The following is a 20,075-nucleotide window of genomic DNA, read 5'->3' as shown; positions in this document are numbered from 1 at the left end:
TTTTTTCTTATATTGCTGCAGATATGTGTCGAAAGACCAGAAGGTCCTTGTTGCTCCCGATGGAAGCGCCGAACGCTGGTGCATCAATAGCGCGCACCCGAGTCGAACGACCAGAATGCGGAGATGTCCTCCGTCTTCGAGAGCCGCCCGTGGCTCGACCAGTACGCACCCGGCGTCCCGCACGACATCGCTCCCGTCGCCCAGTCGCTCGTCGACATGATGGACGAGTCGGTGCGTCGCTTCGGCTCTCGCGTCGCGCTCGACTTCTTCGGCGCGGAGACGACCTACGCCGAGCTCGGCGAGCGCATCGATCGCGTGGCGCGGGCCCTGGCCGACCGCGGCGTGACGGCCGGCGACCGCGTCGCGCTCGTCCTGCCCAACTGCCCGCAGCACGTCATCGCGTTCTACGCCGTTCTGCGCCTCGGCGCGATCGTCGTCGAGCACAACCCGCTCTACACCGCCGCAGAGCTGAAGCACCAGTTCGCGGATCACGGCGCCCGCGTCGCGATCGTCTGGGATGCGACGGCGGCGACCGTGCGCAGCTTCGCCGACGAGCTCGGCGTCTCGACGATCTTCGGCGTCGACATGACTCGCGCCATGCCGCTCGGGACTCGGGCGATGCTCCGGCTGCCGGTGGCGAGGGCGCGCAGCTCGCGGGCCGCGCTCACCGCGGGCTCGCTGCCCGAGGGGGTCGAGCCCTGGGCCGCGCTCGAGCGCGGCCCGCGGCTCGCGCCCGGGCATCCGCGCCCCGCTCTCGATGACATCGCCGCCCTGCAGTACACGAGCGGGACCACCGGGCGACCGAAGGGCGCCATCCTCAGCCACCGCAATCTGCGCGCGAACGCCGCGCAGGGCCGCGCCTGGGTGCCGGGGCTCAGCGAGGGCGCCGAGGTCGTGTACGCGGCCCTGCCGATGTTCCACGCGTACGGGCTGACGCTGTGCCTGACCTTCGCGATGAGCATCGGCGCGCGGCTCGTGCTGCTGCCGAAGTTCACGGTCGAGCTCGTGCTCGCTGCCCTGCGCCGGACGCCCGCGACCTTCCTGCCCGCCGTGCCGCCGATCTACCAGCGGCTCGCGACCGGTGCGGCGGAGGCGGGCGTGAGCCTCGACGGCATCCGCTTCGCGATCTCGGGGGCGATGAGCCTGCCGGTGAGCATCGTCGAGCAGTGGGAGGCGGCGACCGGCGGCCTGCTCGTCGAGGGCTACGGCATGACCGAGTCGTCGCCCGTCGCGGTCGGCAACCCGATGGGGCCGACGCGGCGACCGGGCACGGTGGGCGTTCCGTTCCCGAGCACGGACATCCGCGTCGTCGACCCGGAGGACCCGACCGTCGACCGCGGCGTCGGCGAAGAGGGCGAGCTGCTGCTGCGCGGCCCGCAGGTCTTCCAGGGCTACTGGAATCGGCCGGACGAGACCGCTGCGACGCTCTTGCCGGGCGGCTGGCTGCGCACGGGCGACATCGTGACGGTGTCGTCGGACGGCTTCATCACGATCGTCGACCGCATCAAGGAGCTCGTCATCACCGGCGGGTTCAACGTCGCCCCGAGCGAGGTCGAGCAGGTGCTCGCCGCCCACCCGAGCGTCGAGAGCGCCGCGGTCGTCGGGCTCGCGTCGCCCCAGGGCGGCGAGGAGCTCGTCGCCGCCGTCGTGCTCGCCGAGGGCGCGACCCTCGACACCGAGGCCCTGCGCGCCCACGCCAAGCGCAGCCTCGCGGCCTACAAGGTGCCCCGTCGATTCGAGGCGGTGGATGCCCTTCCGACGTCGCTCATCGGCAAGGTGCTGCGCCGCGAGGTGCGCGAGGAGCTCACGCGGAGGCTCGTGCGGTGAGCGGGCTCCAAGGGCGGCGGCGGAGGATGGGCGCATGACCGAGCCCGAGCCGCGCATCCTGCGCCCCGGCGATGCCGCGTACACGGCGGCCGACGATGCGCGGCGGCAGGGGCCGGTGCGCTCGGCCGCGGGCGCCGCGCGCGAGGCGATCCGTCGGAACCCGCGCCTCGACTCGGCCTACCGCACCGGCGTGAAGGTCGTCGGCGGCACGACCGTCGGCCTCGGCGTCGTGCTCATGCCGCTCCCCGGCCCGGGCGCCCTCATCGCGCTCGGGGGCCTCGCCATCCTCGGCACCGAGAGCCCGCGGGCGAAGAAGCTCAACCAGCACGGCGTGGCGATCGCGAAGAGGGCCGCGGCTGCGGCGCGCGCCCGTCGCGAGGCGCGACGCGCGCAGGACCCCCTCCGGGACGCCGGACGGACGGAGACCCCGCCGCGGGCGTAGCGTGGGGTCCATGCGATTCGGACTCTTCATCCCCCAGGGCTGGCGCCACGACCTCGTCGACATCGACCCGAACGACCAGTGGGCGGTGATGAAGCGCCTCGCGCTCCACGCCGACGCCGGTCAGTGGGAGTCGATCTGGGTCTACGACCACTTCCACACCGTGCCGGTGCCGAGCGAGGAGGCCACGCACGAGGCGTGGACGCTCATGTCGGCCTTCGGCGCCGTCACCGAGCGGGTGCGTCTCGGTCAGATGTGCACGTGCATGGGCTACCGCAACCCGGCGTACCTCGCGAAGGTCGCCGCGACGGTCGACCACGTGTCGGGCGGCCGCGTCGAGATGGGCATCGGCGGCGGCTGGTACGAGCACGAGTGGAAGGCGTACGGCTACGGGTTCCCCGAGATCGGCGACCGCCTGCGCGCGCTCGACGAGGGAGTGCAGATCATGCGGCAGGCCTGGACCGAGGGGCGCGCGACCCTCGACGGCCGCTACTTCCAGGTCGACGGCGCGATCGTGCGCCCGTTGCCGGTGCAGGAGCAGGGCATCCCCCTCTGGATCGCCGGCGGCGGCGAGAAGGTGACCCTGCGGATCGCCGCGCAGTACGGGCAGTACACGAACTTCGCCGGCGACCCGGAGGAGTTCGCGCGCAAGAGCGAGATCCTCCGCGGGCACTGCGAGCGGCTCGGCACGAGCTTCGAGGCGATCACGCGCTCGTCGAACTTCAACACCGTCATCGGGCGCGACGAGGCCGAGGTCGCCGACCGCATCGCCGCGATCGAGGCGCGCATGGCGCGGTTCATCGGCGAGGAGCGCGCGACGAAGGCCGTCGCCGATCTGCGCAACGGGACCGGGCTCGCGGGCACGCCCGAGCAGATCGTCGAGAAGCTGCAGGGCCTCGAGAGGATCGGCATGACGTACGCGATCACGTACTTCGCCGAGGCCGCCTACGACACGAGCGGCATCGAGCTGTTCGAGCAGGAGGTCATGCCGGCCCTCGCCGGCTGAGCGGCGGATGCTCGGCGCGCGCGGCGACCGCGCGCCGAGCCGCCCCGCCCTCCCCCGCGTCGACGAGCACCGTTCGCGTCCGCGCGGCGCGTCGGCGCAGCGATAGGGTGGCTCTCCCCCTGAGCAGCGAGGAGCACGCGTGACCCCGACGACCCTCGGCGAGGCGGCCCTCGCGGGCATCCTCGCCGGCTACGCCATCGCGATCCCGGTCGGCGCGATCGCCGCGCTGCTCATCACGCTCGGCGCCCAGCACGGGGCGCGCACCGCGGCGGGCGGCGCGCTCGGCGCCGCGACCGTCGACGGCGTCTACGCGACCGTCGCGGTCATCGCCGGCGCCGCGGTCGCGCCGCTCATCGCGCTCATCGAGGAGCCGCTGCGCTGGATCTCGGTCGCCGTGCTGGTAGTGCTCGCCATCATGATCGCCCTGCCGGGCCTGCGACGGGCCCGCACTCCGGCGACCCCGCCGCCCGGCGAGGCGGATGCGCGGCTCGGCTCCGGCGCCCGCACGACGACCGGCACCCGCCGCACCACCGCCCTGGGCCTCTTCCTCACCGTCGGCGGGCTGACCCTCGTCAACCCGGTGACGGTCGTCTACTTCGCGGCGCTCGTGGGCAGCACGACGCTCGCGGCCGGCGCGAGCTGGGGCGCGCGGGCGGTCTTCGTTCTCGCGGCGTTCGCGGCCTCGCTCAGCTGGCAGCTGCTGCTGACGACCGCCGGTGCACTCGTCGGCCGCGCGCTCACGGGTCTTATCGGCGCGCGCGTCACGGCGCTCGCGGGCGGCGCGATCATCCTGGTGCTCGCGCTCCGCGCCGCCCTCGGTGCGTGACGGGGATCGGCGTTACGGGCGGAGGAGGACCTTGATCGCGCGGCGCTCGTCCATGGCCGCGTAGGCCTCGGCGACCTCGGCGAGCGGCAGCTCGAGATCGAAGACGCGACCGGGCTCGATCGTGCCGTCGAGAACGAGCGGGAGCAGCTGCTCGACGTAGTTGCGCACCGGGGCGACACCGCCGGCGACTCCGACGTTGGTGCCGAAGAGGGTGCGGATCGGCAGCTCCGCTCCGCCGCTCGGCACGCCGACGTAGCCGACGCGGCCGCCGGGGCGGGCCGACCGGATCGCCTGGTCCATCGACTCGGCGGTGCCGACGCACTCGAGCACGGCATCCGCGCCCAGCCCGCCGGTGAGCGCCTGCACGCGCTCGATGCCCTCGTCACCGCGCTCGGCGACGATCTCGTCGGCACCGAAGACGCGCGCGAGCTCCTGGCGCTCGGGGGTGCGCGACATCGCGATGATGCGCGCCGCTCCGAGCTGCTTCGCGGCGATGATGCCGCACAGGCCGACCGCGCCGTCGCCGACGACGGCGACCGTCGAGCCCGGCCCGACGCCCGCCGAGACGGCGGCGTGCCAGCCGGTGCCCATGACGTCGCTCAGAGCGAGCAGGTGCGGCACCATCGCGTCGTCGACCGGACCGGGGACGGCGACGAGCGAGCCGTCGGCGCTCGGCACCCGCACGAGCTCGCCCTGCGCGCCGTCGGCGAAGTGGCCGTCGCGATCGTCGCGGCCCCACCAGTTGCCGTGCAGGCACGAGGGGCTGACGCCGTTGACGCAGTTCGCGCACGTCATGTCGCAGTCGTAGAAGGGGGCGATGACGAAGTCGCCCGGCTTCACGCCGCTCACGCCGTCGCCGACCTGCTCGACCAGCCCCACGAACTCGTGGCCGATGCGCCGGGGCTCCGTCGTCTCGGTGACACCGCGGTAGGGCCACAGGTCGCTGCCGCACACGCACGCGGCGACGACGCGGACGATCGCATCGCGACCCGTGCCGCTCAGCTCGGGGTCGGGCGCCTGCTCGAGGCGGATGTCGCGGGGGCCGTGGATCACCGTTGCACGCATGGGCACGAGGGTAGCGAGCCGGCGTGAGCGGTCACTGGGTGCGGCCGCGGGCGTGGCTTCCACGCCCGTGCACTCTCGCCGGTCTATCGGTCAGTCGTCGGGCGGCGGCCCGACCTCACCCGCAACACGTGACCGATAGAGCGCCTCGAGTGCGGGACGAGCGGCGACGACGGCGGTGGCCGCGGCAGCCACGCTGGCCACGGCAGCAGCCACGCCGGCAAGGCCGGCAAGGCGATCTACAGCGTCGGCACGTCCTCCATGCGCGTCACCGCGAGGCCGTCCGCATCGCCCGGCGCGACGTCGACGCGGACGACGTCGCCGTCGTGGATCTCTCCGCCGATGATCGCGCGGGCGAGCGCGTCGTCGATCTCGTGCTGCATGAGCCGGCGCAGCGGACGCGCCCCGTAGATCGGGTCGTAGCCGCGCTCGGCGAGCCAGGTGCGGGCATCCGGCGTCACCGCCAGCTGCAGGCGGCGATCGGCGAGGCGACGCTCGAGACGGTCGATCTGCAGCGACACGATCTGGCCGAGGTCGTCGGTCGAGAGCGTCGAGAACACGACGATGTCGTCGAGGCGGTTCACGAACTCCGGCTTGAACGACTGCCGCACGAGGTCGTTGACGCCCGCGACCTTGGCATCCCAGTCGAGCGACGGGTCGATGAGCAGCTGCGAGCCGAGGTTCGAGGTCAGGATGAGGATCGTGTTGCGGAAGTCGACCGTGCGACCCTGCCCGTCGGTGAGCCGCCCGTCGTCGAGCACCTGCAGCAGGAGGTCGAAGACCTCGGGGTGCGCCTTCTCGACCTCGTCGAGCAGGATCACCGAGTAGGGGCGGCGGCGCACGGCCTCGGTCAGCTGGCCGCCCTGCTCGTAGCCGACGTAGCCGGGAGGGGCGCCGATGAGGCGCGAGACGCTGAACTTCTCGCCGTACTCGCTCATGTCGATGCGCACCATCGACTTCTCGTCGTCGAACAGGTAGTCGGCGAGCGCCTTCGCGAGCTCGGTCTTGCCGACGCCCGTCGGGCCGAGGAACAGGAACGAGCCCGTCGGCCGGTCGGGATCGGATATGCCGGCGCGCGTGCGCCGCACCGCCTCGCTCACGGCGATCACGGCATCCTTCTGCCCGATGATGCGCTTGCCGAGCTCGGCCTCGAGGGTCAGCAGCTTCTCGGTCTCGCCCTGCGTGAGCTTGTCGACGGGGATGCCCGTCCAGGCGGCGACGACCGCGGCGATGTCCTCGTCGGTCACCTGGTCGTTGACCATGCGCGGGCCCGCCTCGACCGTCTCGGCCTCGGCGAGCTGCTGCTCGATCGCGGGGATGACCTCGTAGTTGAGCTTCGATGCCTCCTCGTAGCGCTGCTCGCGCATGGCGCGGTCGAGCTCGATGCGCGCGTCGTTGAGGCGCGTCTTGAGGTCGCCCATCGCGGTCAGCCCCGATTTCTCGGCCGTCCAGCGGCGCTGCAGGGCGTCGCGCTGCGCGGTCTTCTCCTTGAGCTCGTCGCGGAGCTTCGCCAGGCGCGCCTTGCTCGCCTCGTCCTTCTCCTTCTTGAGCGCGAGCTCCTCGATCTCCAGGCGCGTGACGGCGCGCTTGAGCTCGTCGAGCTCGACCGGGCTCGACTCGATCTCCATCTTGAGCCGGCTCGCCGCCTCGTCGACGAGGTCGATCGCCTTGTCGGGCAGCTGGCGGCTGGTGATGTACCGATTGCTGAGGGATGCCGCGGCCACGAGGGCGCTGTCGGCGATCGCGACCTTGTGGTGGGCCTCGTAGCGCTCCTTGAGGCCGCGGAGGATGGCGACCGTGTCCTCCACGCTCGGCTCGCCGACGTAGACCTGCTGGAACCGCCGCTCGAGCGCGGCGTCCTTCTCGATGAACTCGCGGTACTCGTTGAGCGTGGTCGCGCCGATGAGTCGCAGCTCGCCGCGGGCGAGCATGGGCTTGAGCATGTTCGCGGCGGCCACTGAGCCCTCGCCGCCGCCCGCCCCCATGAGCGTGTGGAGCTCGTCGATGAAGGTGATGACCTGCCCGTTCGACTCGTCGATCTCCTTGAGCACGGCCTTGAGGCGCTCCTCGAACTCGCCGCGGTACTTCGCGCCGGCGATGAGGGCGGCGAGGTCGAGGCCGACGAGCTGCTTGTCCTTGAGCGAGTCGGGCACGTCCCCGGCGACGATGCGCTGCGCGAGCCCCTCGACGACGGCGGTCTTGCCGACGCCGGGCTCCCCGATCAGGACGGGGTTGTTCTTGGTCCGGCGGCTGAGCACCTGGCTCACGCGGCGGATCTCGGCGTCGCGCCCGATGACGGGGTCGAGCTTGCCGGAGCGCGCGATCTCGGTCAGGTTGACGCCGTACTGCTCGAGCGCGGACTTCTGCTTCTCCTGGCTGGAGGGGGCGCCCTGCATGTTGGCCATGTGCGTGTGTTCCTCTGAACGGGGTGGACCTGGCCGCGGCATCAAAACCTGAGCCCGCGTGACTCAAGTTTACGGCCGGGCATGGCGCCCGCGCCAGGGGGAATGCACGCTCACGGCGAACGTGCGGCTGCCTGGGCATCGCCTCCGTGCGGGAATGCTCGCTCGCCCGAGCGCCTTGACCCCCGCATGACCACCATCGGAATCATCGGCTCCGGCAACATCGGCTCCCAGCTCGCCCACGCGCTCACGCGCATCGGCCACGACGTCGTCGTGGCGAATTCGCGCGGCCCCGCATCGCTCGGCGAGCTCGTCACGACCGTGAACGAGCACGCGCGCGCAGCGGGCAGCGCGGCGAGCGCCACCGCGGGCACCGTCGAGGAGGCCGCGCAGGCGGGCGAGCTCGTCGTCGTGACCATTCCCCTCAAGGCCGTCACGGACATCCCCGCGCACCTGCTCGAGGGCCGCATCGTGATCGACACCAACAACTACTACCCGCAGCGCGACGGTCAGATCGCCGAGCTCGACGACGAGAGCACGACGACCTCCGAGCTCGTGGCGCGGCACTTCGCCGGCGCGCGCGTCGTGAAAGCGTTCAACCACATCCCCGCGACTGAGATCGCCGATCACGCGCAGGCGCCCGGGACGGAGGGCCGTCGCGCCCTCGCCGTCTACGGGGATGACACTGGCGCGGTCGAGCAGGTCAGCGGGCTCATCGACGCCATCGGCTTCGACGTCGTGAATGGCGGCGGGCTCGCCGAGAGCTGGCGGATCCAGCGCGACACCCCCGGGTACATCCCGCGCTTCACGGCCGAGGAGCTGACGGCCAAGCTCGCCGAGGCGAAGCGCTACCGCGACATGTGACACACCTCGCGGCGTCGGCGGGGCGCGCGGTCAGCGCCGCGTCGACGCCGTGACGGTGAACTTGGGCCCGCGCGCCACCTGGCGCGTGGGCCCGACCGCTCTCTCCAGGGCCGGCGCGTAGCGCAGGTGGGAGTTCCAGACGACCCACAGCTCGCCCCCCGGGCGCAGGACGCGCGCCGCATCGGCGAACAGCCGCAGCGCGATGCCCGTGTGCACCGCCGCCCCGACGTGGAACGGCGGGTTGAGCGCGATGAGGTCGGCGCTCGCGTCGGGCTGGGCTCCGAGGCCGTCGTCCTGCACGACCTCGATCTCGACACCGTTCGCGGCGGCCGTGAGCCGCGCGCTCGCGACCGCCGCCGCCGACACGTCGGAGGCGATCACCCGCGCGCCGGGGTTCAGCCGCGCGAGAGTCGTCGCGATGAGGCCGGTGCCGCACGCGAGGTCGATGACCGTGCCGGCGGCGCCCACCCGCGGGGCATCGTCGAGGGCGGCGATGAGCGCGCGCGCGCCGATATCGACGGATGCCCCCGCGAACGTGCCGGGGACCGCGACCACCTCGAGCCCGAGGCCGCCGTCCCGCGCGCGCGCCGGCTCGAGCTCGGCGATCTCCCCGGCGGGCAGCGGAGACCGCGCGACGAGCGCCCGCGCCTTGCGCCGCGCGAGGCTCACGTCGAGGCGGGCGAACGACCCGCTCAGCACGTCGTTGGCGCCGAGGCTCATGTGCTTGACCATGCCGGCCGCGAGGAGGGCGACGCCGGGGTCGGAGCCGCGGGCGACCGCGCGCGCGATCGCGTCGAGGGCGTCGAGGGCGCGGGGGAGGCGGACGAGCGCGAGACGGGCATCCGTCGAGGCGACCTCGGCGAGCGCGTGCTGCGTGTACGCCGCGAGCCCGAGCGTCGCGGCGTTCGCGGCGAGGGCGCGCTCGGCGACGATCGAGTCCTGATGCACGCGGACGTGTCGCGCGCCGAGGGCGAGGGCGCCGAGCGTCAGGGCTCCGTGGGTGTCGCCGATGACGACGACCTCGTGGCCGACGAGGGCCTCGGCGTGGTCGGCTGCGGCGAGCTCGAGCAGCAGGCGGTCAGCGGCGTCGTGGGCGCGCAGCTCAGGCGACTCGAGGTCGGGGCGTCGGCGGACGGCCGCGAGCAGAGGGTCGAGGAGGTCGGCGCCGCCGGTCATGATCTCCGCTCCCCCACGGCGTCCACGCTAGCGGGGCGGCGCGTCCGCGGCGCGCCCGCGTCGGCCGTCAGCGCGCGTCGAGGAGCGCGCTGAGCCGCTGCTGCAGGTCGGCGGCGCGGAACGGCTTGATGACGTAGTCGTCGACGCCGGCCGCGAACGCGCGCGCCAGGTCGTCCTCGTGGGCCTTGGCCGTGAGCATGACGATCTTCATGCGGCCGACGCGTGCGTCGGCGCGGATCGCCCGGCACACGTCGAGGCCGGTGCGGGTCGGCATCATCCAATCGAGCACGACGAGGTCGAGCGGCTCGGCGAGGGCGATCGCGAGCGCGGAGTCGCCGTCGACGGCCTCGATGACCTGGTGGCCCAACTGCGTCACGCGCCGCGCGACGAGAGCCCGGATGTCCGGGTCGTCCTCCGCGATCAGAACACGCGCCATCGTGGGGCCCTTCTTTCTGGGCGCAGGCCGCTCCCAGGACTAGTCTCTGCCCATGAAGGCCGTTCACAAAATAGGGGCCGCGTCACCGCCGCCCGCGGGCGTCACCGTTCCGGCTCTCATCGAGCGCTCGCGGGAGTGGTCGCTCGCGCTCTACGTGATCGTCATCGCCGCGCTGTCGCTGCTGTCGTTCCTCCTCGGCTTCGCCTCGCTCTACATCACCGCGCCCGGGGCGGGGGTCGCGATCTGGTGGCCCGCCGCCGGCGTCGGCGCGCTCATCTACCTGCTGTACCGGGGCCCGCGCTGGCAGGTGTTCCTGCTCGTGAGCGCGGTGGGGCTGCTCTCGAACATCGCGGTGGGCCGCCCCCTGAGCTTCGCGCTCACCGCCGCGATCATCCTCGTCGTCGAGCTGCTCGTGTTCGTCATGGTGCTGGGCCCGCAGTCGCGCGGGGCGCTCCTGTCGACGATGCGGGGGCTCGGCCGGTTCCTCATCGCGGTGCTCGCCGGGGCGCTCACGATCGGACTGGAAGGCGCGGTCACGCTCTTCCTGCTCGCGGGCATCGACCCGCTCGTGTCGTTCACGGCGCTCCTGCCGTCCCACGCATCCGCGCTCGTGCTCATCGTCCCGCTCGCGCTCGTCCCGCTGCCGCGGGCGGGCGTTCGGACCTTCCTCGCTCGACGCATCGAGGGGGTCGTCCAGTTCGCGCTGACGGTCGCCCTCGGATTCGTCGTGTTCTCGCCGACCCTTCCGATCCCGATGCTGTTCACGCTCTTCCCGCTCTTCGCATGGGCGGCGTCGCGCTTCTCGCCGATCTTCGTCGTCGCCGAGCTGCTGGCCGTCGCGGCGATCGCGCCGACCATCACCGTCGCGAGCGGCGGGCCGTTCGGCTACTCGCAGGGCATCGAGAATCCGGGCTGGATCGTCCAGCTCTTCATGCTCTCGGCGGGCATCACGGCCCTCTTCCTCTCGGTCGTGCGGAGCGAGCGCGAGGCCCTCGCGACCGAGAAGGAGCGCCAGGCGGCCGTCATGCGCGGCGGCTTCCTCGGCTCGCAGGTCGGATTCCTCGTGCTCCGGTCGACGCCCGCCGAGGGCATGCAGGTCCTCGAGGCCAACGCGACGGCGACCGAGATCGTTGCGCGCGGATGGCTGCCGTCGGTGATCGGGAACTGGCTGGACCGCCCCATCGACGACCTCAATCGAGAGCTCACCCTGCCCGACGGCCGCAGCTGGCAGGTCTTCGGCAGCCTCGCGCCCTCGGCCCGCGGGGAGGTCATCGCGGGCATCCAGCTCGTCGACGTCAGCGACCACGTCGCGGCGCGCGAGGCGATGGCCCACGCCATCGACCGCGAGCGGGCCGTCGCGGAGGAGCTGCGCGCGCTCTCGCGGCAGAAAGACGACTTCGTGTCGGCCGTGAGCCACGAGCTGCGCACGCCGATCACGAGCATCCTCGGCTTCGCGGAGGATCTCGACGAGTCGGCGTCGCCCGAGGAGCACGTGATGACCGAGGTGATCGTGCGCAACTCCAAGCGCCTCGCTGGCATGGTCGAGCAGCTCCTCGAGCTCGGACGGATGACCGCGCCCAACCCCGTGGGGGCGACCGGCGCGGTACCCCTCAACCGGATCGTCGCCGAGACGGTGGAGGAGCAGGGCCACATGGCAGAGTCGGCGGGGGTCGTGGTGGAGACGCGTCTGCACGAGGCCTCCCCGACCGTGGTCGGCGACGAGATCTCGATCGGCCGCGTGGCGACCAACCTGCTCTCCAACGCGATCAAATTCACGCCGGCCGGCGGAATCGTCCGGTTGACGACATCGATCGACGACGAGTACGCGGTGCTCGCGGTTGACGACTCGGGCGTCGGAGTCAGCGCAGACGATCGCGAGCGGGTCTTCGAGCGCTTCTACCGCTCGAGCGACGAGGCGAAGCTCGCCGCTCCGGGAACGGGGCTCGGACTGTCCATCGTGCGGTCGCTCGTCGAGCTGCACGACGGAACGATCACGATCGAGGACTCCCTCCTCGGCGGTACCCGATTCGTCGTGCGCGTGCCGCTCGTCATGACCTCTCGAGAAGAGCAGCGATCCGTTCCTGGAGCTCGTCGGGCCGGAACGGCTTGATCACGTACTCGTCGATCCCGGCGTCGAACGCCGCCGCCATGTCCGTCTCCTGGGCACGCGCCGTCAGCATGAGGAGCCTGCTGGTGCTCGCCGCGGGATGCGCACGAAGCGCGCGGCACACCTCGAGACCGGTCAGGCCGGGCATCATCCAGTCGAGGACGATGACGTCGGGCGACTCCTCGAGAGCAAGTCGGTAGCCGTCCTCCCCGTTCATCGCGGTGATGACCTCATGGCCCGCTCGGACCAGGCGGCGCGTGATCAGTGCGAGGAGGTCGGTTTCGTCCTCGCAGACCAGAATCCTCGCCACGCTGGCCTCCTTTTCTCCCGAGGAACATTACTCTCAGCATCATGCGCATCCCCGGTCAGAGTCGACTGAAGCGCCAGGAGGACGCGCTCCTGGGCGCCTCCGGGCTGATCNCCCTCCTTCTCGGACTGGCCGCCTTCGCCCTCACGCCGTCGAGCGGGTCCACCGCGATCTGGTGGCCGGCCGCGGGCACCGCGGCGATCCTCTACCTGCTGTATCGGGGGCCCCGATGGCAGGCCGTCGTGCTCGTCGCCGTGCTCGCCGGTCTCTCGAATCTCATCGTCGGCCGGCCCCTGTCGTTCGCGCTGGGGGGAACGATCGTGACCGGTGTCGAGATCGCGGTCTTCGGGGCGCTGCTCGGAGCCCAGGCTCGCGTGGCGATGCTGGCAAGCACGCGAAAGCTCCTGCGATTCGTCGCCGCGGCCCTCGCCGCCGCGGTGTCTGTGGGCGTCCTCGGCGGGATCATGTTCCTGCTCCTGGTGAACGCGAACCCGATCGACACGTTCGCGACCCTCGTGCCCTCGCACGTCTCGGCCCTCCTCCTCATCGCGCCGCTGGCCCTCGTGCCTCTCCCCCGGCAGACGACGCCGCAGAGGTGGGAGCTCGCCCTGCAGATCGCGTCGTCCGCGGCGGCCGCCGCCGTCATCTTCCTCACGCCTCAGAGCGGCAGCCTGAGCACGCTGGCCCTGCCCTTCCTGGGTTGGGCGGCCGTGAGATTCCGTCCGATCGTCGCCATCGCCCAGGTGCTGGCGCTGAGTGTGGTCACCACCGTCGCGGCAGTGCTGGGGTCCGGCCCGTTCGTCTCCCCGGGCACGGCTCCGCCGATCGCCACCCTGGTGCAGATCTATCTGCTCTCGATCGCCGCGACGATGCTCTTCCTCATCGCATCGCGCAGCGAGCGAGCCGAGCTGCGCGCGCAGAATGAGCGAAGCGAAGCGCTGCTCCGCGGCGGCTTCATCGGCTCGCGCGTCGGATCGCTGTTCGTCCGCACCGACGACCTCGATGGGCCCGACATCATCGAGATCAACGAGGTCGCCGAGAATCTCGTTCGCGGTCAGTGGTTCGAGAATCTGATCTCGGAGTGGGTGAGTTCAGGGTCAGAGGACATCTCGAGCGAGATCACTCTCGACAACGGCCACATCGTGCAGGTCTTCGGTCGTCGCGTTCCGACCGAGTACGGCGAGTCCATCCTCGCCGTGCAGCTCGTCGACGTCACCGACCTGGTGCGCGCGCGCGAGAGTCTCGAGAAGACGGTGACGCTCGAGAGGCAGATGGTCGACGAGCTCCGCAAGATCTCCTCCCAGAAGGACGATTTCGTCGCCGCTGTCAGCCACGAGCTGCGGACGCCGATCACGAGCATCGTCGGGTTCTCCGAGGAGCTCGACGAGTCGGCGAATGAGGAGCAGCGCGAGTACACGACGATCATCCGACGCAATGCGCGACGACTCACGGAGATGGTCGAGGAGCTGCTTGAGCTGGGGCGCATGACCGCGCCGAACCCCGTCAGAGACCGCAGCGACATCGACGTCGAGCCGGTCATCCGCGAGGTCATCGATGACCAGACGATGAGCGCGCGCGCTCGGGGGGTCACCATCACGTACGCGCCGTCCCTCGCAACGAGCATGGTGAGCGGGGACGTGAACGCCCTCAGCCGCATCGTCACCAACCTGCTGTCGAACGCCATCAAGTTCACGCCGGAGGGCGGCGTCGTGGAGGTCAGAACGGAGATCCACGACGAGGGCGCCTCGCTGACGCTGTTCGTCGACGACTCCGGACCGGGCATCAGCGACGCCGATTCCCTGCATGTCTTCGATCGCTTCTTCCGCAGCGAGAGCGCGGAGAAGCGGCTCACGCCGGGGACGGGCCTCGGGCTCTCGATCGTGCGCTCGCTGGCGCAGCTTCTCGGCGGGACCGTGGAGATCGGCAGGTCCGCTCGAGGAGGCGCCCGCATCGCGGTGACGCTGCCCAGGGTCCAGGAGACGCAGGCCGTCTAGCTCCGCCGGAGCGGCCGCCAGACGACGAGCTGATTCGCCTTCTGCGCGCGCGTCCCGGCCCGCAGCGTGACGACCTCGCCCTCGGCTCCTGCGGCGAACACGCGCCGACCGGGCTTCGCGAGCAGCTCATCGGCGAGGGCGGTCTCGAGCTCGCGCACGCGCGACCGCAGCGCCTGGTTCTCGTTCTCGAGCTCGAGGATGCGGCGGATGCCCTCGAGGTTGAGCCCCTCGGCGCCGAGCCGCGCGATCTCGCGCAGCTGAACGACGTCGCGCATCGAGTACCGCCGGCTCTGCCCCGCCGTTCGCGTCGGCGACACGAGACCGAGACGGTCGTACTGCCGCAGCGTCTGCGGGTGCATGCCCGCGAGCTCGGCCGCGACCGCGATCGCGAACAGCGGGGTCGACTCGTCCATCACCGTGCTCCTTCCTCGCACCACGGCATCGGCGTCATCGCCGGTCAGCCCTTCGCCCTCGCGAGCAGGTCGTCGCGCGGGTTCACGTCGCCGAGGGCCTTCGCGAACGCCTCGAGCTTCTTCTTCGCGTCGGCGCTGAGGTTGCCGGGCACCGCGACCTGAACGGTCGCGAGCAGGTCGCCCGTGCCCTTCGGCGTCGTGACGCCGCGGCCCTTCACGCGCAGCACGCGTCCGCTGGGGGTGCCGGGCGCGACCTTGAGCCGCACCGGCTCGTCGCCGAGGGTCGGAACCTCGATGGTCGCGCCGAGCGCGGCCTCGTGGAAGGTGACGGGCACGTCGAGCCGGAGGTCGAGCCCGTCGCGGGCGAACACCGGGTGCGGGCGCACGGTGACGCTCAGCACCAGGTCGCCGGGGTCGCCCCCGGTCGTGCTCGCCTCGCCCTTGCCGCGCAGCCGGATCTTCTGACCATCGGCGACGCCGGGCGGGATCTTCACGGTGAGCGGCCGGCCACCCTCCCGCTCGAGCTGGACGGTGTCGCCGTGGATCGCCGTGAGGAAGTCGAGGGTCACCTGGGCTATCTGGTCGCGGCCCTTCTGCGGCCCCCGGCCGAATCCGGCGGATGCTCCGCCGGCGCCGAACTGCCCGCCGAACATGCTCCCGAAGATGTCGTCGAAGCCCGCGGACTGCGCACGCCGACCTCCCGGGGCGCCGCCGCCGAACATTCCGCCGAAGACGTCCTCGAAGCCGCCGGGCTGCCCGCCCGCCGTGAACCGCGCGCCCGATCCCATCGCCCGCAGCTGGTCGTACTCGGCGCGCTCGGACGGATCCGAGAGCACCGAGTACGCTTCGCTGATCTCCTTGAAGCGCGCCTCGGCTGCCGCATCACCCGCGTTGGAGTCGGGGTGGTACTGCCGCGCGAGCTTGCGATAAGCCTTCTTGAGCTCGGACTCCGAGGCGGTCCTGGGCACGCCGAGGACCGCGTAGAAGTCCTTGTCGAACCAGTCGTTGCTGGCCATCGGCGCCTACCCCTCGGGCGTGAAGACGGCGACCTTGGCAGCGCGGATCAGGCGGTCGCCGAGGATGTAGCCGACCTCGATGACATCGCCGACGACGTTGCTCGTGACGTCGGGCTTGGGCAGCTGCACGAGGGCCTCGTGACGGTTCGGGTCGAAGGGCTCGCCGATCTCGCCCACCTTCGCCAGGCCGTAGCGCTCGAAGCCGATGCGCAGCTTCTGCGCGACGAGCTCGAGCGGGCTCCCGGCGAGGTCGCCGTGCGACTCGGCGCGATCGAGGTCGTCGATCGCGGGGAGCAGCGTGCGGATGACCTCGGCGATGTTCGCCTCGCGGTTGGCGGCGCGGTCGCGCTCGACGCGCGTGCGGAAGTTCGCGAGCTCCGCCTCCGCGCGCGCGGCGCGGTCGCGGTACTCGGCGATCTCCTTCTGCCCGGCCTCCGAGAGGATCCGATCGATGTCCGCATCCAGGCTCGCCCCGGTCTCGGAGACCTCCACGTCGGCATCCTCGACCGCGAACAGCTCCTCGATCGTCTCCGCGTCGGTCGGCGCGCCGTCCTCCGCGAGGGGGGCCTCGTCGGCCTCCCCCGCGGCGGGGGCCGTCTCGGGCTCGGGCGAGCCGTCGGGGCCGAGGTCGATGACCTTCCCGGTCTCGTCATCGATGCGGCGTCGCCGCTTGATGACGGGCTTCTGGTCGTCGTCGCCGTCGCGCTTGCGGGCGGCCATGACTACTTCTTGTCCTTGTCGTCCTCGTCGTCGACGATCTCGGCGTCGACCACGTCCTCGTCGCTCGAGGAGCTCTGCGGCTCGGAGGCCGCCGACTCCTCGGCCTGCGAGGCGGCGTAGATCGCCTCGCCGAGCTTCGTCTGCGACTGGTTCAGGGCGTCGTAGGCGGTCTTGACCGCCTCGTCGTCGGTGCCGGCGAGCGCCGTCTTGAGCGCGTCGACGTCGGCCTGCACCTCGCCCTTGACGTCGTCGGGCAGCTTGTCGGCGTTCTCGGCGATGAGCTTGTCGATGGAGTAGGCGAGCTGCTCGGCGCTGTTGCGCACCTCGGCGGCCTCGCGACGCGCCTTGTCCTCGGCGGCGTGCTCCTCGGCCTCGCGGACCATGCGCTCGATGTCCTCCTTCGCGAGCGACGAGCCGCCCGTGATGGTCATCGACTGCTCCTTGCCGGTGCCCTTGTCCTTGGCGGAGACGTGGACGATGCCGTTGGCGTCGATGTCGAAGGTGACCTCGATCTGGGGGATGCCCCGGGGCGCGGGCGCGATGCCCGTGAGCTCGAAGGTGCCGAGGTTCTTGTTGTCGCGCGTGAACTCGCGCTCGCCCTGGAAGACCTGGATCGCGACGGACGGCTGGTTGTCGTCGGCCGTCGTGAAGGTCTCGCTGCGCTTGGTGGGGATGGCGGTGTTGCGCTCGATGAGCTTCGTCATGATGCCGCCCTTGGTCTCGATGCCGAGGCTCAGGGGGGTCACGTCGATGAGCAGGACGTCCTTCCGCTCGCCCTTGAGCACGCCGGCCTGAAGGGCGGCGCCGACGGCGACGACCTCATCCGGGTTCACGCCCTTGTTGGGCTCCTTGCCGCCGGTGAGCTTCTTGACGAGCTCGGTGACGGCGGGCATGCGGGTCGAGCCGCCGACGAGCACGACGTGCGCGATGTCGGCGACCTTGACGCCGGCCTCCCGGATGACGTCCTCGAAGGGCTTCCGGGTTCGCTCGAGGAGGTCCTTCGTGAGCTCCTCGAACTTGGCGCGGGTGAGCGACTCGTCGAGGTTCGCGGGTCCGTTCTCGGTGAGCGAGAGGTACGGCAGCTGGATGTTGGTGCTCATGGAGCTCGAGAGCTCCTTCTTCGCCTGCTCCGCGGCCTCCTTGAGGCGCTGCTTGGCGATCTTGTCGTTGCTGACGTCGACGCCCGTGGTCTCCTTGAAGCGCTGGATGAGGTAGCTCACCACGCGTCCGTCCCAGTCGTCGCCGCCGAGGCGGTTGTCGCCCGCGGTCGCGCGCACCTGGATGGTGGAGAAGTCGTCGTCCTTGCCGACCTCGAGCAGGCTCACGTCGAAGGTTCCGCCGCCGAGGTCGAAGACGAGGATGAGCTCGTCCTCCTTGCCGCGGTCGAGGCCGTAGGCGAGGGCGGCCGCGGTGGGCTCGTTGATGATGCGCAGGACGTTGAGGCCCGCGATCTCGCCGGCCTCCTTCGTCGCCTGGCGCTCGGCGTCGTTGAAGTACGCGGGAACGGTGATGACGGCGTCGGTGACGCTCTCGCCCAGGTACTGCTCGGCGTCGCGCTTGAGCTTGGCGAGCGTGCGCGCCGAGATCTCCTGCGCGGTGTACTTCTTGTCGTCGATCTCCTTCTTCCAGTCGGTGCCCATGTGGCGCTTGACGGAGGCGATCGTGCGGTCGACGTTGGTGACGGCCTGGCGCTTCGCGGTCTCGCCGACGAGCACCTCGCCGTCCTTGGTGAAGGCGACGACCGACGGGGTCGTCCGGAAGCCTTCGGCGTTGGCGATGACGGTGGGCTCGCCACCCTCGAGCACGGAGACGACGGAGTTGGTGGTTCCGAGGTCGATTCCGACGGCACGGGCCATGGGGGTTGCTCCTTCTGAAGATCGGGTGCACGGGTGAACTTGAGCCGTGCAATGTCAAGTTTGAGAACGCGGATGCTCGCTGTCAAGTCGAGCAGCCCCGAACTTGCGCCATCCCGACTCAATTCTCAGGCGGGAGCGGTGCCGTGTTCGCGCTCAGCGTGCGCTCGAGCCGCGTGGACACGCGCCTCGGCGCGTCACCCGCGGTTCACCGGCCGGCAGTACCGTGAGCGCATGACAGAGAAGTCGATCCCCGTCGCCGCCAACACCCTCGCGGTCGGGGTCATGGGGCTCGACCTGCAGCAGGGCATCCAGGTGCCGCGGCGGCGAGTGTTCGCCTGGGCGTTCTGGGACTGGGCGACGCAGCCCTTCAACACCGTACTTCTCACCTTCGTGTGGGTGCCGAGCTACCTCACGAGCACCTTCTTCGTGGACCCGACGGTCATCGGCACCGATCGGGAGGAGGCCGCCCTCGGCCAGCTCGCGAGCTACCTCGGCTACGGCGTCACGATCGCGGGATTCCTCATCCTGCTGCTGGCGCCCGTGCTCGGGCAGCGGGCCGACCGCGCGGGCCGGCAGAAGCTGCAGCTGCTCGTCTTCACCGCTCTGCTGATCGTCGCGCAGCTCGGCCTCGCCTTCGTGCAGCCGGGCGGCGAGTGGTTCTGGATGGGCGTGGCGCTCATCGCCGCCGGCAGCGTCTTCGGCGAGATCGCGGGCGTGAACTACAACGCGCTGCTCATCTCGGTCTCGACGCCCAAGACCATCGGCAAGGTCTCGGGCCTCGGCTGGGGCTTCGGGTACCTCGGCGGCATCGTCGCCCTCACGATCGTCGTCGGGCTCATCCTCGGCGGCGTGCTCGACGGCGAGTCCGGCACGACCTTCCAGCTCATCGCGCTCGGCGCCACGATCTGGACCATCATCTTCGTGATCCCGATCTTCCTCAGCGTCCCCGAGCCGCCGAAGCTCGCCGCCGAGCAGAAGGTCGGCTTCTTCCGCAGCTACGTCGAGCTCGGCCGCAGCATCGCCCGCCTGTGGCGCGAGACACGCCCGACCTTCTGGTTCCTGCTCGCGAGCGCCGTCTACCGCGACGGGCTCTCGGCGGTCTTCACCTTCGGCTCGGTCATCGCCGGCATCGTCTTCGGGTTCGGGTTCACCGACCTCGTGATCTTCGGCATCGCGCTCAACATCGTGGCGGGCGTCTCGACCATCCTCGCCGGGCGCCTCGACGACCGCTTCGGCCCCAAGCGGGTGATCCTGGTCTCGGTCTTCGGGCTCGTCGCCTGCACGCTCGTCGTGTTCTTCCTGGCCGACCTCGGCGCCGGTCTGTTCTGGGGCGTGGGCATCGTGCTCGCCGCGTTCGTCGGACCCGCGCAGGCGGCGTCGCGGTCGTTCCTCGCGCGCGTCACGCCCGCGGGCCGCGAGGGCGAGGTGTTCGGCCTCTACGCGACCACGGGTCGCGCGACGGGGTGGATCGCCTCGCTGCTGTGGGGCGTGTTCATCACGCTCGCCGCCAACCAGACCCTCTACGGGATCCTCGGCATCACGCTCGTGCTGCTCGCGGGCGGCATCATGCTCCTTTTCGTGAAGGCGCCGCCGGCGACCGTCGGCGCCTAGCGCCCCCGGCGAC

17 protein-coding genes are annotated in these 20,075 nt (G+C 71.2%); 8 read left to right on the top strand and 9 right to left on the bottom strand.

Going from position 1 to position 20,075, the window contains the following annotated elements:
* Positions 1-123: 123 nt before the first annotated feature.
* The 4 genes from ASG83_RS05240 (at position 124) to ASG83_RS05225 (ending at position 4,098) form a co-directional block, all read left to right on the top strand.
* Positions 124-1,827: a long-chain-fatty-acid--CoA ligase gene (locus ASG83_RS05240; protein WP_055857833.1), complete on the top strand. Its 1,704-nt coding sequence runs from the start codon at positions 124-126 to the stop codon at positions 1,825-1,827.
* Positions 1,828-1,861: 34 nt separating this feature from the next.
* Complete coding sequence (locus ASG83_RS05235) at positions 1,862-2,269, top strand: PGPGW domain-containing protein (protein WP_082599094.1); 408 nt, start codon at positions 1,862-1,864, stop codon at positions 2,267-2,269.
* Positions 2,270-2,279: 10 nt separating this feature from the next.
* Positions 2,280-3,272 carry an LLM class F420-dependent oxidoreductase gene (locus tag ASG83_RS05230; protein WP_055857831.1) on the top strand — a complete coding sequence of 331 codons (993 nt, stop codon included), beginning with the start codon at positions 2,280-2,282 and terminating at the stop codon, positions 3,270-3,272.
* A 139-nt stretch (positions 3,273-3,411) separates the two neighbouring features.
* The gene (locus ASG83_RS05225) at positions 3,412-4,098 is read left to right on the top strand and encodes a LysE family transporter (RefSeq protein ID WP_055857829.1); all 687 of its coding nucleotides are present in this window, start codon (positions 3,412-3,414) and stop codon (positions 4,096-4,098) included.
* A gap of 12 nt (positions 4,099-4,110) precedes the next feature.
* Here ASG83_RS05225 and ASG83_RS05220 read toward each other — a convergent pair whose 3' ends face one another.
* Together ASG83_RS05220 and ASG83_RS05215 are read right to left on the bottom strand one after the other, a co-directional pair.
* Entirely contained in the window at positions 4,111-5,163 is a 1,053-nt protein-coding gene (locus tag ASG83_RS05220) for a zinc-dependent alcohol dehydrogenase family protein (protein ID WP_055857827.1), read from the bottom strand.
* 236 nt (positions 5,164-5,399) lie between these two features.
* Positions 5,400-7,565, bottom strand: coding sequence for an AAA family ATPase (locus tag ASG83_RS05215; protein ID WP_082514799.1), 2,166 nt, complete (start codon positions 7,563-7,565; stop codon positions 5,400-5,402).
* Positions 7,566-7,751: 186 nt separating this feature from the next.
* Here ASG83_RS05215 and ASG83_RS05210 point away from each other — a divergent pair, with 186 nt between their 5' ends.
* Positions 7,752-8,426, top strand: a complete 675-nt coding sequence (locus ASG83_RS05210; RefSeq protein ID WP_055857825.1) for an NADPH-dependent F420 reductase — start codon at positions 7,752-7,754, stop codon at positions 8,424-8,426.
* A 30-nt stretch (positions 8,427-8,456) separates the two neighbouring features.
* Here ASG83_RS05210 and ASG83_RS05205 read toward each other — a convergent pair whose 3' ends face one another.
* The gene (locus ASG83_RS05205; RefSeq protein ID WP_055857823.1) at positions 8,457-9,602 is read right to left on the bottom strand and encodes a class I SAM-dependent methyltransferase; all 1,146 of its coding nucleotides are present in this window, start codon (positions 9,600-9,602) and stop codon (positions 8,457-8,459) included.
* A gap of 67 nt (positions 9,603-9,669) precedes the next feature.
* Positions 9,670-10,038, bottom strand: coding sequence for a response regulator transcription factor (locus ASG83_RS05200; RefSeq protein ID WP_055857821.1), 369 nt, complete (start codon positions 10,036-10,038; stop codon positions 9,670-9,672).
* 52 nt (positions 10,039-10,090) lie between these two features.
* Here ASG83_RS05200 and ASG83_RS05195 point away from each other — a divergent pair, with 52 nt between their 5' ends.
* Positions 10,091-12,148, top strand: a complete 2,058-nt coding sequence (locus tag ASG83_RS05195; RefSeq protein ID WP_055857819.1) for an ATP-binding protein — start codon at positions 10,091-10,093, stop codon at positions 12,146-12,148.
* Here the strand turns inward: ASG83_RS05195 and ASG83_RS05190 are convergent.
* Entirely contained in the window at positions 12,087-12,455 is a 369-nt protein-coding gene (locus ASG83_RS05190; RefSeq protein WP_055857816.1) for a response regulator transcription factor, read from the bottom strand. The genes ASG83_RS05195 and ASG83_RS05190 overlap by 62 nt on opposite strands.
* Before the next feature lie 111 nt (positions 12,456-12,566).
* Between ASG83_RS05190 and ASG83_RS13395 the strand changes: the two genes are divergently transcribed.
* Positions 12,567-14,446 (top strand): ATP-binding protein (locus ASG83_RS13395; protein WP_369813377.1); only part of this gene is annotated, 1,880 nt, incomplete at its 5' end.
* Here ASG83_RS13395 and ASG83_RS05180 read toward each other — a convergent pair.
* The 4 genes from ASG83_RS05180 to dnaK are packed head-to-tail and all read right to left on the bottom strand — an operon-like array spanning position 14,443 to position 18,451.
* Positions 14,443-14,859: a heat shock protein transcriptional repressor HspR gene (locus ASG83_RS05180; RefSeq protein WP_055857813.1), complete on the bottom strand. Its 417-nt coding sequence runs from the start codon at positions 14,857-14,859 to the stop codon at positions 14,443-14,445. The genes ASG83_RS13395 and ASG83_RS05180 overlap by 4 nt on opposite strands.
* A 44-nt stretch (positions 14,860-14,903) precedes the next feature.
* Positions 14,904-15,875, bottom strand: a complete 972-nt coding sequence (locus ASG83_RS05175) for a DnaJ C-terminal domain-containing protein (RefSeq protein ID WP_055857811.1) — start codon at positions 15,873-15,875, stop codon at positions 14,904-14,906.
* A gap of 6 nt (positions 15,876-15,881) precedes the next feature.
* Positions 15,882-16,595: a nucleotide exchange factor GrpE gene (locus ASG83_RS12415; protein ID WP_082599093.1), complete on the bottom strand. Its 714-nt coding sequence runs from the start codon at positions 16,593-16,595 to the stop codon at positions 15,882-15,884.
* A 2-nt stretch (positions 16,596-16,597) separates the two neighbouring features.
* The gene (gene dnaK, locus ASG83_RS05165; RefSeq protein ID WP_055857809.1) at positions 16,598-18,451 is read right to left on the bottom strand and encodes a molecular chaperone DnaK; all 1,854 of its coding nucleotides are present in this window, start codon (positions 18,449-18,451) and stop codon (positions 16,598-16,600) included.
* Between the two features lie 231 nt (positions 18,452-18,682).
* On the opposite strand from dnaK, the gene ASG83_RS05160 reads away from it, so the two are divergent.
* Positions 18,683-20,062: an MFS transporter gene (locus ASG83_RS05160; RefSeq protein ID WP_055857807.1), complete on the top strand. Its 1,380-nt coding sequence runs from the start codon at positions 18,683-18,685 to the stop codon at positions 20,060-20,062.
* Positions 20,063-20,075: the final 13 nt, after the last annotated feature.

The organism is Yonghaparkia sp. Soil809, from assembly GCF_001429705.1.
Lineage (GTDB): Bacteria > Actinomycetota > Actinomycetes > Actinomycetales > Microbacteriaceae > Microcella.
This window is presented reverse-complemented; position numbering and strand designations above follow the sequence as displayed.

Excerpts from the sequence above, each read along its gene's own strand:
- ASG83_RS05175 (WP_055857811.1), bottom strand. The coding sequence starts at position 15,875 with ATGGCCAGCAACGACTGGTTCGACAAGGACTTCTACGCGGTCCTCGGC.
- ASG83_RS05210 (WP_055857825.1), top strand. The coding sequence starts at position 7,752 with ATGACCACCATCGGAATCATCGGCTCCGGCAACATCGGCTCCCAGCTC.
- ASG83_RS05195 (WP_055857819.1), top strand. The coding sequence starts at position 10,091 with ATGAAGGCCGTTCACAAAATAGGGGCCGCGTCACCGCCGCCCGCGGGC.
- ASG83_RS05235 (WP_082599094.1), top strand. The coding sequence starts at position 1,862 with ATGACCGAGCCCGAGCCGCGCATCCTGCGCCCCGGCGATGCCGCGTAC.
- ASG83_RS05215 (WP_082514799.1), bottom strand. The coding sequence starts at position 7,565 with ATGGCCAACATGCAGGGCGCCCCCTCCAGCCAGGAGAAGCAGAAGTCC.
- ASG83_RS05230 (WP_055857831.1), top strand. The coding sequence starts at position 2,280 with ATGCGATTCGGACTCTTCATCCCCCAGGGCTGGCGCCACGACCTCGTC.
- ASG83_RS05220 (WP_055857827.1), bottom strand. The coding sequence starts at position 5,163 with ATGCGTGCAACGGTGATCCACGGCCCCCGCGACATCCGCCTCGAGCAG.
- ASG83_RS05180 (WP_055857813.1), bottom strand. The coding sequence starts at position 14,859 with ATGGACGAGTCGACCCCGCTGTTCGCGATCGCGGTCGCGGCCGAGCTC.
- ASG83_RS05200 (WP_055857821.1), bottom strand. The coding sequence starts at position 10,038 with ATGGCGCGTGTTCTGATCGCGGAGGACGACCCGGACATCCGGGCTCTC.
- dnaK (WP_055857809.1), bottom strand. The coding sequence starts at position 18,451 with ATGGCCCGTGCCGTCGGAATCGACCTCGGAACCACCAACTCCGTCGTC.
- ASG83_RS05240 (WP_055857833.1), top strand. The coding sequence starts at position 124 with ATGTCCTCCGTCTTCGAGAGCCGCCCGTGGCTCGACCAGTACGCACCC.
- ASG83_RS05205 (WP_055857823.1), bottom strand. The coding sequence starts at position 9,602 with ATGACCGGCGGCGCCGACCTCCTCGACCCTCTGCTCGCGGCCGTCCGC.
- ASG83_RS12415 (WP_082599093.1), bottom strand. The coding sequence starts at position 16,595 with ATGGCCGCCCGCAAGCGCGACGGCGACGACGACCAGAAGCCCGTCATC.
- ASG83_RS05160 (WP_055857807.1), top strand. The coding sequence starts at position 18,683 with ATGACAGAGAAGTCGATCCCCGTCGCCGCCAACACCCTCGCGGTCGGG.